The following is a 15,522-nucleotide window of genomic DNA, read 5'->3' as shown; positions in this document are numbered from 1 at the left end:
ACCTGCACTATGCAAGCGCAGCCCAAGCTCTTTTATCCGGCCGCGACTATTCAGCTATCCAATGAAGAAAACTTTTCGCACTAACCGTTAATATTTATGTGCAAAAGTGCCCGACCGCAGCATTCAACTCTGCATCCACCTGCTGGAGTTCGAGAGTCAAATTTTGCAACTTCACACTTTCTTGGGCGCTCTCCTCTGCCACCTCGCGCACCCGAACTATGTTCTGGCTAGCCTGTTCCGCCAAAACCCGTTGCTGCTCCGCGGCCCCTGAGATTTGTTTGTTCATCTGTTCAATGCTCGATACGGCGCGAGTAATTCGTGTCAGCGCCTGAGATGCCTGACCAGCAAGGATCACTGTTTCACCTGTCAGTGCATGGCTACCCTGTAGCCGTTCAGTTGCCTGCTGGGCGACGCCACGCAGGCGACTAATCAAGTCTTCAATTTCGGCGGTAGAACTCTGCGTGCGGCGTGCCAAACCACGCACTTCGTCAGCTACTACCGCGAATCCCCGACCGTGCTCACCTGCTCGCGCTGCTTCTATGGCCGCATTTAACGCCAATAAATTAGTCTGTTCTGCTACAGCTTTAATCACATCAAGAACGCCGCCAATAGCCGTACTTTCTGCCAGTAACGATTGCATTGCTTCAGCGCAGCCGGTCATTTCTAAAGCCAGTTGGTCGATCTTGGAGCCGGCTTGGCGCGCTAAATCGTCACCTTCGCGCGCCTGGTCATCAGCAAGAGCTACTGCAGCACTAGCGTCCTTGACGTTACGTGCGACTTCGCCGGCCATCGTAGTCATCTGTTGCATTGCGGTAGCGGCGATTTCAGTCTCCTGTCGTTGTCTCTCAACTCCCTGGCTGCTGCGTTGAATGACTTCTGCCAGGCTCCCTGCCGTTCCATTGAGCAGGCCTACCCCGGTACCAATTCGACCAACCAAGCCTCTCAGACTACCTAGCATGCTATTGACAGTACCCAATAGCTGCCCAAGCTCATCGTGCCGAACGTTTGCACCATCAGGCACACAGCTCAGGTCACCTGCAGCAACCTGCTGAGCCAAATGAACAGCCCGACGCAACGGCTGCAGTATCAAATGACGTATTAATAGACTCGCGCCAATACCCAGCGCTAAAGCCAGCATGCTAATAAGGCCAAGCTGACTGTATGCGTTGCGACTATCGCGTTGAATCGCCTGGTTCTGAAATTGGTTGGCCTTATCTAACAACTCGCTGACTTGCTGGGTTTGCGTGTTCATCGCTTCGCTACTACGAGCGCTTTGCTTGCGGCTGGCAACAAACTGTTCGAAGGCTTTTCGATAATCTCCCAGTGCATGACTAGCAACCTGCAGCGAAACCTTCTCCTGATCATCGAGATTGAGCACCTGCATTGAAGACAGCAGGTCGCTCATGCTCATCTCCCAATCGCTACGGAAGCGCTCCTCACCATCCAACGAATAATAAAGCTCGCTGTCACGGAGCTTGGCCAGCTTGTCACGTAGAGCAGTGGTCTGTTCCAGCAACAACAGTTGCCCACTGTCCGGAGACGTACCTCGTTCCTGTTGCGCACTCAATGCATCAAGCTGGTCGAGAAATACCAAGGTGAAGCTTTCTCCCGCTGTCTGCGCGAGTGTTTGCATGCGCAAGCGAGCCTCTCGTGCTTGCTGAAGAGACTCGGCATAACTTAGGAACTGCTTTAAATAGTCGCTGGACGCATCCCGCATCGCGATGTCGGCGCTATTTTGTTGGGGGAGGCCATCAAAATGCCGAGTGATCTGCTCAACTGCACCTCGCACTTGATCCTGCGCCTGAGGAGAAAGACTCAGCGCATATTCTTTTTCCGCAATACGAGCCTGCAGGACCAACGTTTGAATCCAGTCCTCGGTACGAAGTTGTTCACCGCGAAGCCCTAACAGACTCAAAGAATGGAAGGCGGTAATCCCCACCCCGAGAGTGAATAGCAACACCAACCCAAAACCGATCGACAGCTTGGCTCCTACCGAGAGATTACCCAGTAGCCGGCACACCAAAGACATACAAATCTCCTCTTCACGCTAGTGGTGGTGCACCCAGGAACAGGAAAACATGCCCACTGACGGAGCCACTACTGCTTCTCCGACGAAGGAAGGGTCACTGGCCGGATAAACCTGAACCAGGTCCAGGATTATCCGGGCGCTACATGCCCCCACCGCAGTTGTTATGAAAGCCCTTGATCAAACGTAATACGCCGTGGCGCGCCAATCAGGAGTTGGCGCTGTGCAGACGCAGTGAATGACCTGGAGTGGATTGTTCACTCAACGCCACCGGGTTAGCCACCTTGCGGCCAGAAGCATCATTGCGTGATGTGGAAGGCAAGAGGAAGTAAGCCAGTGCCGGCAGCAGTAGAAGAGCTCCCACCATGTTCCAGACAAACATGAACGCCAGGAGTACACCCATGTCAGACTGGAACTTGATTGGGGAAATTACCCAGGTACCCACACCTATCGCCAACGTTATCCCCGTGAGCATTACAACCTTGCCGGTGGAGACCAGGGCGCGGTAGTAAGCTTCGGAGAGGCTTTTACCTTCGCGCAAGAACCCCAGCATGATGGTCATTACATAAAGCGCGTAATCAACGCCGATACCTACACCTAGAGCGATTACCGGCAGGGTCGCCACTTTGACACCGATACCTAAACCGACCATCAGTGCCTCACACAGAATCGACGTGAGCATGAGCGGAATCACGGCACACAGAGTGGCTCGCCAGGACCTGAAGGTGACGAGGCAGAGCAAAATAACTGCGCCATACACCCAGAACAGCATCTCGCGATTGGCCTCTTTGACCACAATGTTCGTCGCCGCCTCAATTCCCGCATTACCGGCGGCAAGCTGGAATTTGACCTCATCAGTGTCATTAGCCGCTGCAAACGCTTCGACGTGACTAACCAGGCGCGAAAGGGTTTCGGCCTTATGGTCTTTGAGAAAAACGTAAAGCGTCAGCAGGCTGCAGGACTCGTTGTAAAGTCCACGTGGCGCGCTGGCGGTAATCATGTTGAGCATTGCCTGGTTGTTTTGCAGCTCGTACCACTTCGAGTTGCCCTCAGACAGCCCAACCAACATACGACGATTCAGCAGAGCCATGGAGTTCGTTGAGTCTACCCCGGGCAAACTACGCAACTGCCAATCCAAATCGTCGACCTTACGCAAGATATCGTAGCGCGAGCAGGCACTCTTCGGCGTCTTCACCATAATGGCGAACAAGTCACTACTGGCTCCGTAGCTGCGCGTCATGAAGGCATCATCCAGGTTATAACGCGAGTCCGGACGTAGCTCTGGCGCACCAGCATCCAGATCGCCAATTGCCAGATGCAAGCTGACCATAAAGCCCAGCACAGCGGCCACCAGGCTGACACCTACGCTGATCAAGGCCCATCGCTTGCGAGTAAATAGATCAAGGAATCGCCAAAAAGCGTGTCGCGCTTGACCACTCTGCTCTGCCCGTTCGCTCTTGAGGCTTAGTTCGGCCGCGCGGGGATTGACGCCGACATAGGAGAGCAGGACGGGTAGCAGAATGAGGTTGGTGAAAATCAGAACGGCAACGCCGATGCTAGCTATAACGGCCAAGTCTTGTATGACTTTGATCTGAATAATCATTAGCACGGCGAAACCCACAGCATCACACAGCAGCGCAGTCAGACCGGCGAGAAACAGGCGACGAAACGTGAAGCGCGCAGCAACCACTCGGTGCATGCCACGACCAATATCCTGCATGATGCCGTTCATTTTCTGGGCGCCATGACTCATGCCAATGGCAAACACGAGAAAGGGCACCAGGACCGAATACGGGTCAAGCTCATACCCCAACAACGGCAGCAATCCAAGCTGCCAGACTACCGCCACTACCGAGCAAAGTACGACCAGAAATGTGCTCCGCAGGCATCGGGTGTAGCCATAGAGCACTACTGTCGTGATAGCGATGGCGGCGGCAAAGAACAGCATAATCTGCCCCAACCCATCAATCAGGTCCCCCACCTTCTTTGCGAATCCCGTGATGTGAATGTCGACGTTTTCACTTTGATACTCGGCGCGAAGCGCTTCCAACTGAGCAGACAGTTTTGCGTAATCGAGGGGCTGGTCATCCGGCGTGCGTGCCAGCAAAGGAATGGAAATGATGCTGGACCGCTGGTCGAAGGCTACCAGTTGGCCTATCTCGTTAGACAGCTGCACATTGCTGCGCAACTCAGCGAGTGATGCGGGGCTGCCGTCGTATTTGTCAGGAATGACCGGCCCGCCATCGAGCCCATCCTCCGTCACCGAAACCCAGCGGGTGGCAGGCGTCCACAGCGACTTCATGTAAACGCGGTCCACGCCTGGCAGCAAAAAGATACGATCGTTCATGGACTGCAAAGTACGCAGGTAATCCGTGTCGTAGATGTCCCCCTTCTTGTTGGCAACAGCGATGCGCACCGTATTACCGAGTCCGGAGAGCTCCTTTTGATTGGCTAGATAATTGGCAATATAGGGGTGTCCAGTAGGGATCATCTTCTCGAAACTAGCGTTCAATCCTAGTCGAGTGGATTGCCAGCCGAGCAAGACCGTCATCAGCAAACATAGCAGAAGCACCCAGTGGCGATGGTTGAACAGAGCACGCTCAACCAAGGTCCCTGAGCTTGGATCAAATACGCCTGATTCAGGCAGGGAAGGATGACGAGCGGAATTCATATGCTCACTCCGAAACTTCAGTGGCGGGATGTGAAAAACGTGACAAACCAGCAAAACCGGAGGTAATCAGACTGCCGTCGACTGCCTCGACAATGCTGCTCACGGGAGTTCCCAGCGGTTTGCCCACCGGGTCAAGCGCTAAACCATTTGAGGTGGAGCTACTGAACAAATCACCCGTTTGATTGGCTAGCAATACGCTTCCATCGGGCAATCGAGTGGAGCTACTGATTGAATTCGGCCGGGAGCCTCTCAATTGATGAAAGCTGGCGCCATCATCTGAGGACAAATAGGCATGACCTTTAAGGCCCGCGATCAGCAGAGCTCCGTCACCCCGTACATTGGCGGTGAAGAAACTACCGTTATATGGGCTTGGTAACTGTGCGAAAGACTCTCCGTCATCAGTTGAACGAGCCACATAACCTTGCTCACCGGCAAGGAACCAAAGGTGGTCTTTGCGAGCGATCGCGTAGATGTGCACAAGCGACGGATTTTCGATGCGTCCAATCAACGACTGCCATGTTGCCCCTCCATCCTGAGTAGAAAACACCATTCCGTAGGAGCCCGCGACAAGGCCGCGCTTGGCGTCAAGAAAGTGCAGCGCCAAGAATGGTTTATCAGGCCCATCCGCTATCAGGCGTTCGGCATTGGAGATGCGCATATCAACCGCTTCGGCATCGACTGCACTGGCCTTGTTATCTTGAGCAGTCTGCAACTCAATCTCTGCAGCCTGTATACCCGTAAGCTGGAGGCTCCAGCGCTCGCCACCGTCGACAGTGGCCAACACTGTGCCAGCGTGTCCGACTGCCCAGCCATGCATAGCGTCCACGAATTGAACCGCAACCAGACTAACTGAGACCGGAACTTGCACCTGCCGCCAGGACTGGCCGTTGTCATCGGACAGTACGATGACGCCCCTTTCACCAACGGCAATCAGTCGATCACCGGCACGTGCCAAATCAATCAGAACAGCATGAGCGGGTGTGGCTATTTGCATGGCCGGTGAACTCAGGGCAGAGCCAACAACCCCGCCTTCAGCACAAGCCAGCGAAGCGAAAGCAGACAAAGCCAAAGCTAATGCCAAGGCACTTAAACGACTGTTTATTATCATTTTTATTATCTCTAGAATCGCGTGTTGCAAAAGCACCGACAAAGAGATTGTCGGTGCTTTTCAGAGAGGCTTAGCGTTAACGCACACCCTGCCCCGCCATGACTGTTGGCGAAAAATCAGACTTCTTGAAGCGATCGACAATCCCCCATTGCGAGGGTTGCCCAGTTAGCAGGTCAAGTACAAACCAAGTACCGGACGTAAAGTCATAGAACCCCGACGACACAGAAGCCAGGGCAGGAATATCTGGCATGACAGCCGGTAGCGCCCACAGTGTTTTCGCCAGTTGACCACTTGCATCCCAACGATCGCCCAGCAGCGCTTGCCAGGTATCTTCATCCAGGTAGTAACGGCTTTTAACCATTTGATGCCGCTCGCCAGGCTTTAGATTTGCCTCAACGACCCACACACGATGCAATTCCCAACGCAAGACGTCCGGATTAAGATGCCGCTTGCCAAGTACATCTTCAGGTTTGCCCGCGGTAAAGAATTTATTGGTGTTATAGGGAATATATAATTCCCTCTTGCCTACCAGCTTCCAGTTGAAACGATTGAGTCGCCCTTTATAAACGGACAGTTCATCATATGCCATCACGCCTGCTGATGATGGCGCCGGCGTGTCACAGCAGGAGTTAGGTACCTTTCGCACTCGCCGTTGACCGGCAAGGTAGATATGCGTTTGTGATTTGTCGGCATTGATGTTGGCCCGATCCATCGCCTGCTCACCGGCTCGAATGGGCGGACCAATATTAAGCAGGCGGATCATCCAATAATCGCCATCAAAAGTCTGCGCTGAGCCATCCTGGAAGTAATAAGGCATCTCCTGGATAGCACGACCATCGGTAGTCATGACCTGTTGACCATCGGCTGTCATCAGATAGAAGCGAGCGTCCCTTGTAATAGAAGTACCGCTCCAACTCAGCAGATGGTTCCACATCGCCTCGTCGCCATTTTTCGGAATCGGAAACGGGATGCCACCATAGGCCCCTTCAGGCATTGGACCCGCGCTACCCTCTACCAGCTTGGCATTAACCGCATTCTTGGCTGTATTGTCATATACCCACTGCGGAGCCGCTGCCGTTCGACGCGTTGGGTAGATATCCATTCGATAGGTGTCTGGATACCGTTTGAACATTTCTTTAACACCATCGCTCAGCTTTTCTGAGTACTGGGCCATGTTCTTTGAAGTAATGCTGAAAAGAGGCTTATCCGCGGCGAAAGGATCACCACGCTTACCACCCTTCTGATAAGCCGGATCAACGGTGGTATATCCACCATCCCATGCCGGGATACTTTTATCAGCATTACCAGCCCGCTCCGCCCCCAACGGTGTCAGGCTTTTACCCAAATCATCTACTCCGGAAGCCATCGCGGACGCACTTAGAGCAACAGCACTCATTATGACAAAGTAAGCGGCACTAAATTTAAATCGAGAAGTCATGTCAAAATCCTCTTAGAAAGTGCTCTTGATCGAGAAGGCCAAGTAATCCCGATCCTTTAATGCTTGCTTATAATTGAACTGGCTTGCTTCATTGAGCGTGGTGTCTTCTGGACCGTAATAATGTGTGTACGTCAGACCACAAGTGACACGATCAAGGTAGGTGGCGGTTACACCGATATTGAAATCACCACCTTTATCAGGCCCGAAACTGCCGACCACAGCCGACTTACCCATAGGGAAATAGCTGACACCCAACGGAACACTAAGATCGATGCCCGAGAAGACCTGACGATAAGTTGGCGTATACACCAACTTCAGTCCTACACCGTCGTCTGTAGCATTCGGATCCAGAGCTGATCGGTTTTCAGTAACTTTCAGCAACCGGTTCCACGCAATTTCACCTATCAAGCTGGCCTCATTGGATATGAAGGATGGCTCAAGAGAAGCGAGAACGTTCAAATTCACATGGGCTGTCCGCCCGACCGCATATAGCGGATGATTGTCGTTGTCGGCTTCTACACCAGGCAGTACGACCTGACCATTCGATACCAGGGGCATGTTCCAGCGCATAGACGCTTCCCCAGCAAAGCTGTACTCACCCACTGATTTAGTGAAACTTGCGCCCAGTGCGCGAATATCCTCCGGATACACCCAGTAGAAATCACCCACTTGCCCGGTGGCAAAATTCGGGCCGGCTACACTAGGACGGAGGTACAACTGGGGCGTTTTATCGTGGTATTGGATAGCATAAAGCCCGTAATCGACGGTTTCAGCTGCGTAGCGCAACTGCAATCCACCCTGTCCAGAATTCCTGGCTTGCTTGTCCTTGCCGTGGAAAAAAGCCGCAGGGCTACTTGGATTACCACCAAGAAAATTCGGGAATGGCTCCCCAACAATCAAGCGCTCGGCCCCCTCTCCAAGTATGTCGAGAGTGGAGAAATAGCTACCGACAGCAGGTAACCGTGTTTTTTCCCACTCAAACTGATAGAAAGCGCCTAACGAGAGCGCATCAGTAAGCTGGTAGGAAGTAGACAACTGACTTACTGGTCTGGTGATCTCTTTGAACTGGGTATTCGGTACTGAAATAGCCTTCACCACGTCCACCGGAGCCATGCCGCCCGCAATCCCGTTGGACCCGTAAAACAGACTTTCCCCCCAAATCAAGGCATGCCGTCCCAAGCGAACGGACAAAGCACGATCTGCAACTTCACCATTCCAATAGACGAATGCATCTAATAACTCACCGTCGCCGCCATGCAGATGTCGAGTGTCATCAGTGAATTCGTCATAGGCAACTGAGACCTGGTTCGCGCGTGCGGGGTTGTTGTTATCGTTGTCCTTCTGGTATTCGGTGTCGAACCAGGCTGCCCCGCTCACACGACCACCGAAATTGCGGTAAGCGATATCCATTTCCGAGAGAAGGTCGAAACGGTTAGAGATCAGGCCCTTATCGAAAGCACGGTCACCATCATCCTGGTTCAGGCTGACTTGGCTTTTGGAAAGCTTGCTGCTTTGGTCCTTCAGACGCCATGCAGAACTGTACTTGAGGGTGTTATCCCAGCGGACACGAAGATCGCTGTCGCCCGTGTCAATTTGAAATGCACTGGCACTCATCGATATCAAACTCACCGCACCGCCAGCGAGAACGCATGCCAAGTACTTCGGCCGCCCTGAAGGCGCCAGATATGAGTACGCAGTAGACTTGAATACACGCATATACGAACCTCTTTTGTTTTTGTATTAGGCTTCGCTGAATTTCAATTTTGACGCCGCTAACCGCTCCTCCCGAAAACTCATAAAACCTACCCGGCTCTCACCGAGCACCTGCGATAAGACAATTTCCACCAATTTTACAATACGGGACGTTTCGTATACTTACAGCTGTCAGCTATGCCTGTCAAGCCCGTGGTGATGTGTTTTGCCTACGGTTCTATGGCAGGGGATTTTTGCCTGGTACCCCATTACCCCGGCAGCCGGAAGATCCGCGGAGCCACTACCAGCAAGCGTGAAAGAACAGAGAGTTATGATCTTTTGAGATTTGGAAGCTGCCGCCCCTTTCCTGACGCCTGAACAGACGAAGCGCTGGCGCAACCTCACCTCTCAGCTGCTAAGCGGTGATAATTATAAATAAAACAATACGCACCGTTTAGATAGTTCACATTTGTAATGTTTTGCAAGAGGGCCTGCAAGAAAAGTTAACGTTTTGAGGTCGTCGTTGAACGGGACAAAATAGCGTTACGTATCGCTTCTCTTGTATTTTAAGAATCGATACGCGCTGAATGGCGGGTAGAGGTCAAGAGTTCAGTAAAACCAACATCCCCCAGCAGTGATTTTCATTTAAAAAAAACGCTTGCATTAGAAGCCAAGCGTGAAAATTGCAGCACCTAATTAAAATTTAAACATTCCATTGAGCATCACTGCGTCACCTTCCGAGGCATTTCGGGCATAAACATCTTTCTGATAGCTGAGTACTATTCCAAAGTCCCGACTTGCGTAGCCCAGTTGTGGTCCGACTTTTATTGACTTGGTTCGATTACCTACATCATCCCCGTGGGACTGGTCATCATTCAACTGCGTCGATAAATACCCACCAATACCTGCCAGCCAATTCTGGGTCAGCCGATAATTAAACCCATAGTCAACAGCGACCTGGACACCAGACTTATAATCAGTCTTTGGATTTTCGTAACTGTAGTTAACACTGACCTTCGAGCTGACCTCAACTTGCGGCATTGGAAACCAGGTAAAAGCGTAGGCAGCATAGATTGCTTTACTATTGTTTCCTGGATTGACCAATGCGTGCTCATCATATTTGCCCCAAGGCGCTACAAAATCCAACTCCAGGTTATGTAGATAGGTTGGAGACTGCCAACTGACCAAGGCACCGAATAATGGATCGCCCATTCCATTCGAGGAGTCTCTACCAAATGGCCCCAGTGCAGGGATATCCAGGTGACCGTCAACGTAAGGAACTGCGAGCTGCAATGAAACGTTACCGCCAAGTAGTGTTGGCCCATCAAGCGTGTGTACTAACCTCAAAGCATGAGCGTGGACTCTTCCTTTAGCCTTCGGAAATACTTTATTTCCTTGCCTATCTCGAATTGAGTCTATGGCAACAGTTTTATTGTATGTATAGGCATGAGTTTCGCCTGGAGCACCTACTGCCCCACTCATGACAGTTACAATACCCAATGGATAACTGGAAGTGCCACCTTCAAGCGCCATCGATTTGGCGGTAAACAGCAATACACCAACACAAATCACCAGGCGAAAATCAGCTGGAGTCTTCATCACACTTTCCTTTCTTGTTCTTGTTCTTGGCAATGGTAATTGACGCAATTAAACAACTAAAAATCTGCCAAAAATCTTTGGGATGCTACTCTCCCAAGAAAAATATTTCTCCCGCCTCAGAAATTTCCAAACTCACAGGAGTCAAACGCAAGCCAAGACAGGGACCTTTTATGCACAAACCTGAATTAATTTCAAACAACGCACCATGGCCACTACAAACGATATGCCTGGACTCACTGTCGAGATATCGGTTCTTGCGCACCGGCATAGTTGAACCGGGCCAATGGGGACAAGAATTTTTATAGCCAAAAATATTCCCGCATTCATTGACTAAAAAAATGTCGTCGTGACCTATGCTTTCCGTCCTGAACCCCAAAGATTGCCCTGGTGCAATTTGCTCGAGATGGCAAAGCCTGCGGCGATCAGATTTTGCCATCTTTGACTTACCCCCTTATCAATCAGGCTTTCCGCCGGGAGCCCATTTTTCACGCCAATGGAACAGGAACACTTGGGAGTTATCGGTGATTGCAGGGGCTACGCGCGGCGACCAATCATCGTCATGCTGATCCATATCGGCGTCGTACTCGATGTGGCAACCCAATGGGGTGTTGAAGTACCAGAACCAGTTAGACCCAAACTTATGTCGCCCAGGCCCCCAATATGACTCGTAACCTTTAGCAGCAAACGCGTAGCCGGCTTGCAGTACTTCCTGTGGCCCCCCCATATGGAAGGTAAAATGCTCGCATCCCTGCAAATGCGGCGGGGTTTGAATGAAGAAAAGGGTATGGTGATCGAAAGTACCCGCAGGACGCAGGAATGGGCCCATTCCGACGAATTTGTCTGTGAGTTTGAAGCCCAGACGATCCGCATAGAAGCGCTCGGCCTTCTCGGCATCAGGAACGAAATAGACAACGTGGGAGAGCGTTCGTGGCTTGGGAGCGAGCTCGGAACTGTCATCTACACCGGTCTTGTTCGCAGGACGGTGAATATCTCCAGGCGCGTTTACACGCTCGGCGGCCAGTTTATGCGGCTTTCTGATCGAGACTTGGAAGCCCAGAGAGAATCCGAGATCGTCCACTAACTCCAGCGAACCATCGGCCAAAACCTTGACTTCACGCTCGCCCTCAAACTCCTTCTGGATACTCTCGAGAGTCGCGATGTCTTTTACGCCGTACACTGTCTTGCGCAACATGTTTGCAGTCGGCAAATTCCAGGCAGGTAAAGCCGGATCGTCACGATGCTTGATGACTACACCAGTTCCATCTAATGCCTCAAAGCGTCCGCCCCCTACCGGCTCAAGGCCGTAATCCTCCAGGAAGCGCTCGCAGAGCGCGACATCGTCAACACCAAAATACAAAGTGTCCGGGCCAAGGATGTTCATTTCAACACCTATCAAAGAATGCGTTTTTGTTTTATCAGGCCCGTACTTTTGCGCCCGGGCCTGAGATCTCTGATGCGCGCGTGAATTTCAAATACACGTCACATGAATGGCTTGCGTTCTTCGGGCCACCAAAGACCCGAGATAGGTTGCCCCATTGTGTTGCGCAGGGTTCCGACCCCCTCAACAATCATTTCGACGACATCACCTGGCTGGAGCTTACGATCAAGCTCCAAAGCTGAACCACCGCCCATGGTACCCGAACCGATCACATCGCCAGGCACGATGGCTTCACCAAGGCTGGCCCAGGCAATGAGCTCGCCAATCGTCCACAGCTTATTGGAGCTGTCACCTTTGCCCCAAGTCTCGCCATTGACGCGAACTTCCATGCCGATCCGGTCCAGGTCTTTGAATTCATCTACGGTGGTAATCCAAGGCCCGATACCGTAGGCGAAATCTTTACACTTGGTGGGGCCCATCCCAATCGGCATTTCGACTGCCTGACAATCGCGGGCACTGAAATCGTTGAAGATGGTGATACCAAACAGGTGATCAAGCGCGTTATCAGGACGCAGACTTTCTCCACGCTTTCCGATGACGTAGCCAAGCTCCAGCTCGTAGTCCATGTGCTGGATGTATCCTGGCCACGGAACTTCCGCCTCATGCCCAATGACCGTATGCGGGGTACCTTTGAAATAGCCAGGCACCTTCAAAAGATTTGGCGTTGGCGGCTGGCCAATTTTTTCATGGAAGCCCTTGATGTGCCCCACGAAAGTCAGCCCATCTCGCACCACAGAGGGATCCGAGGCTGGCAACCACTGCACGCTATCAAATGAGATTGAATGTGCATCCGGCCGCTTTGCATTGATCTTTTCAGCTGCCTGGGTAAACGGTGTGCCCAGCGCAATTGCCGCCGACATACTGCCAGGGAAAACAGCATTGGCGTATTGCAGAGCAGCTTCCCGGGAAGAGCCGTCCTTGACCAACTGTTCATGGAGCGCGCGCTTCAGGTCAATGACCCGGCGCTCCTCTGGGACTACCAGCACCAAACGAGCTTCCGCGCCGTCGGGCCCGTTAACAGAAATTCGGCCGAGCTTCATGTGATCTCCCTCTTTTTATTGACTAAATGAGCCTGAATCAGGTCTGTAGGACTCAAATCTATACGACACGCACCGTTTTGTAAAGAGCAAAAACCAGGATGAGTATCGATTGATTCCTGTGGCTCTAACCAGAACCTTTTCCTGGCTAGAGCCACAGAGAGTTGAGGGAACCGAAACAGCTTAAGTGGCAATTTAGCTAGACGAACAATATACTATTCGTCTCGTTTCGTTTTTAAGATTTACAATGAATCAGTCAGACCACTTCAAGCCCGCAGAGCCAAAGAACCCAATGCAGGTCAAGAAAACCTCATCGCCTGCTGGACGCCCTCGCAGTGAAGCGACGCGTCGACAGATCCTGGAGGCTGCTATCAGCCTTCTTCAGGACAAATCGATTCAAGCGATATCTATCGAAGCAATAGCTCGAGAGGCTGGTGTCAGTAAGGCGACCATTTATCGATGGTGGGAATCCAAGGCGTCTGTGGTCATCGATGCGTTTATTGAGCAGCATTTGGTAAAAACAACGCTTCCTCGAGGAATGCGCCCACGCGACGCCATAGCACATCATTTCCGTTCTTTGGTGATGCAGTATTCGGGATGGCCTGGCCGGCTCGTCGCTCAGATCATTGCCGAGGGTCAATCTGATCCTGCCATTCTTCGAGTCTTCCGTGAGCGATTTCATTACGGCCGCAGAGCAGTCGTCAGAGAGATGCTTGAAGAGTGGAAAAACAGCGGCGACATTTCAAAAGATTCAAATGTCGAAGTGCTAATGGACTTGATCTATGGGCCGGTTTATATGCGCCTGATGATAGGTCACGCCCCTCTGGACGAATCCTTTGCTGAATCGCATATCAATTACATATGCGAATTGCTGGGCTCTAAATTCTGAAGATCGTTATAGTTTCCAAAATACAATGCCGGCCTGATGGCCGGCATTTGTATTTCACAACAGAGTCAACGCTTTATCTACAGGATGCCCAGCCACTTGGTGGGCCAGCTGGATCTAGAACGCAGTATTTGTCTTTCCTTTTAGCGCGAGCATTTCCCTCGCCTCTTGAGGCGTAGCGATTTCAAATCCCAACTGCTCCACGATACTTCGGATTTTCCGCACTTGTGCGGCATTAGAAACCGCCAACTCACCGCGCCCAATGTACAAGCTATCTTCAAGACCCACTCTGACGTTGCCGCCCATAATGGCCGCGAGAGTCGCTAGTGGCATCTGGTCTTTACCTGCGCCCAATACCGACCAGTGATACTGATCACCAAATAGACGATCTGCGGTTCGCTTCTGATGCATCACATCTTCGATATGAGCCCCCATGGCACCACGCAAGCCAAAAATTGTCTGAATGAACAACGGCGGCTTAACCAGTCCTTTATCCAGGAAATACTTTAGCGTGTACAAGTGGCTGACGTCGTAACACTCGAACTCAAAGCGGGTACCGGTATCCCCAATGGTACGCAGGATCCATTCGATATCGGAAAAAGTATTACGGAAGACAAGATCCTTTGTGGCATTAAGATGTTCCACTTCCCAACTGTAACGCCACTCTCGATCCTTGCTGGCCATTTCGGAAAGGTTTAGGTTTATAGACCCCATGTTCAGGGAGCACATCTCCGGTTGCAGCGCAACACCTGCCGCCGCGCGCTCGCTAATTGCCATTCCCGGGCCTCCACCGCCCGTAGAAATGTTCACGATGGCATCCGTTTCGGCCTTAATTCGAGACACGAACTGACGGAAGATTTCAGGATCGCCAGTGGGCCGACCATCCTCAGGGTTTCGGGCGTGAAGATGAACGATCGCCGCTCCCGCTTTTACTGCTTCGATCGCCTGATCGCCAATCTCTTCGGGAGTAACCGGCAGATGAGGAGACATCGACGGCGTATGAGCACCACCTGTGATAGCGGCGGTTATGATAATTTTTCTCACAGTTTTTCTCCTTCTTTCAGCGCTAACAGGACAAACAGCATTCGACAGTTACGCCCTGAACGATTCGACCAACTGTGGTTCGTTGCGCGCTGTACCAGTACGTCTCCTGGCCGCATAACGGTCTCACCGTGATCCATCATCGCGACAATCTCGCCCTCGAGTACCACGGCGTAATCAAGCGATTCCGTTTTGTGGAACCAGAAATGTCGAGGCTTCTTCTTGTCGCGAACACCTTCGTTATCGAGAAATTCGACCAACTTTTCTTGGTCATAAGCCTCGTCTGGTGGGAAGTCGACTATCCGAAGAAGCGAACCATCCTCAGAATGAAAACCAAATTTGTGTCCGGCTGGCGCTGGATCCAAGCCGTCCGCGCGCCCCGCACCCGTTGCCCAAACGACTTGTGCGACCGGTTTACCAGCTTGTGCCAGAACATTTGGAGTATTGGCGTCACTGGTGAAAATCGACTCACCAGCTTCGTTATGACCAGTGACAATTCTCCGTACTGGCTTATAGGCCACTTCGGTAATGTTATTCATCATGAAGCCTCAAAAACGGTTCGTTTAGTTTCGTAATTAACTAAATT

The 15,522-nt window shown here is 51.8% G+C and carries 12 protein-coding genes and 1 pseudogene; 1 reads left to right on the top strand and 12 read right to left on the bottom strand.

Annotation, left to right across the window (positions count from 1 at the left end):
• Nucleotides 1-94: 94 nt before the first annotated feature.
• The 10 genes and pseudogenes from KGA96_RS29940 to KGA96_RS20435 all read right to left on the bottom strand — a co-directional run bounded on the left by KGA96_RS29940 (nucleotide 95) and on the right by KGA96_RS20435 (nucleotide 13,012).
• Entirely contained in the window at nucleotides 95-958 is an 864-nt protein-coding gene (locus KGA96_RS29940; RefSeq protein ID WP_411740688.1) for a methyl-accepting chemotaxis protein, read from the bottom strand.
• A pseudogene (locus KGA96_RS29935) lies at nucleotides 953-1,138 on the bottom strand (HAMP domain-containing protein); the annotation flags it as partial. The gene KGA96_RS29940 and the pseudogene KGA96_RS29935, both read right to left, overlap by 6 nt.
• A 1,096-nt stretch (nucleotides 1,139-2,234) precedes the next feature.
• Complete coding sequence (locus tag KGA96_RS20470; RefSeq protein WP_223514731.1) at nucleotides 2,235-4,697, bottom strand: efflux RND transporter permease subunit; 2,463 nt, start codon at nucleotides 4,695-4,697, stop codon at nucleotides 2,235-2,237.
• Nucleotides 4,698-4,701: 4 nt separating this feature from the next.
• Nucleotides 4,702-5,805: a WD40/YVTN/BNR-like repeat-containing protein gene (locus KGA96_RS20465; RefSeq protein ID WP_223514729.1), complete on the bottom strand. Its 1,104-nt coding sequence runs from the start codon at nucleotides 5,803-5,805 to the stop codon at nucleotides 4,702-4,704.
• A 76-nt stretch (nucleotides 5,806-5,881) separates the two neighbouring features.
• Nucleotides 5,882-7,243, bottom strand: coding sequence for a DUF1329 domain-containing protein (locus KGA96_RS20460; RefSeq protein WP_411740687.1), 1,362 nt, complete (start codon nucleotides 7,241-7,243; stop codon nucleotides 5,882-5,884).
• Nucleotides 7,244-7,255: 12 nt separating this feature from the next.
• Nucleotides 7,256-8,959, bottom strand: a complete 1,704-nt coding sequence (locus KGA96_RS20455; protein WP_223514728.1) for a DUF1302 domain-containing protein — start codon at nucleotides 8,957-8,959, stop codon at nucleotides 7,256-7,258.
• A gap of 672 nt (nucleotides 8,960-9,631) precedes the next feature.
• Nucleotides 9,632-10,534 (bottom strand): transporter, encoded by a 903-nt coding sequence (locus KGA96_RS20450; RefSeq protein ID WP_223514726.1) that lies wholly within the window; start codon nucleotides 10,532-10,534, stop codon nucleotides 9,632-9,634.
• Nucleotides 10,535-10,619: 85 nt separating this feature from the next.
• Nucleotides 10,620-10,970, bottom strand: a complete 351-nt coding sequence (locus KGA96_RS29930) for a Rieske 2Fe-2S domain-containing protein (protein ID WP_223514724.1) — start codon at nucleotides 10,968-10,970, stop codon at nucleotides 10,620-10,622.
• An 18-nt stretch (nucleotides 10,971-10,988) separates the two neighbouring features.
• Complete coding sequence (locus KGA96_RS20440; RefSeq protein ID WP_223457563.1) at nucleotides 10,989-11,915, bottom strand: VOC family protein; 927 nt, start codon at nucleotides 11,913-11,915, stop codon at nucleotides 10,989-10,991.
• A 98-nt stretch (nucleotides 11,916-12,013) separates the two neighbouring features.
• A complete protein-coding gene (locus tag KGA96_RS20435) occupies nucleotides 12,014-13,012 on the bottom strand; it encodes a fumarylacetoacetate hydrolase family protein (protein WP_223457560.1) in 999 nt (332 codons plus the stop codon).
• Nucleotides 13,013-13,256: 244 nt separating this feature from the next.
• Here KGA96_RS20435 and KGA96_RS20430 point away from each other — a divergent pair, with 244 nt between their 5' ends.
• Nucleotides 13,257-13,898 carry a TetR/AcrR family transcriptional regulator gene (locus KGA96_RS20430; RefSeq protein ID WP_223457557.1) on the top strand — a complete coding sequence of 214 codons (642 nt, stop codon included), beginning with the start codon at nucleotides 13,257-13,259 and terminating at the stop codon, nucleotides 13,896-13,898.
• A 114-nt stretch (nucleotides 13,899-14,012) separates the two neighbouring features.
• Here KGA96_RS20430 and KGA96_RS20425 read toward each other — a convergent pair whose 3' ends face one another.
• The gene (locus KGA96_RS20425; RefSeq protein WP_223457555.1) at nucleotides 14,013-14,939 is read right to left on the bottom strand and encodes a 3-keto-5-aminohexanoate cleavage protein; all 927 of its coding nucleotides are present in this window, start codon (nucleotides 14,937-14,939) and stop codon (nucleotides 14,013-14,015) included.
• Nucleotides 14,936-15,478: a cupin domain-containing protein gene (locus KGA96_RS20420; protein ID WP_223514721.1), complete on the bottom strand. Its 543-nt coding sequence runs from the start codon at nucleotides 15,476-15,478 to the stop codon at nucleotides 14,936-14,938. The genes KGA96_RS20425 and KGA96_RS20420 overlap by 4 nt, the downstream gene beginning before the upstream one ends.
• Nucleotides 15,479-15,522 lie beyond the last annotated feature (44 nt).

Origin of the sequence: Pseudomonas sp. GL-R-26 (assembly GCF_019947365.1) — a bacterium.
Taxonomy (GTDB): Bacteria; Pseudomonadota; Gammaproteobacteria; order Pseudomonadales; family Pseudomonadaceae; genus Aquipseudomonas.
Note: the sequence above shows the minus strand (reverse complement) of the source record. Positions and strands in the feature narration are given on the sequence as shown.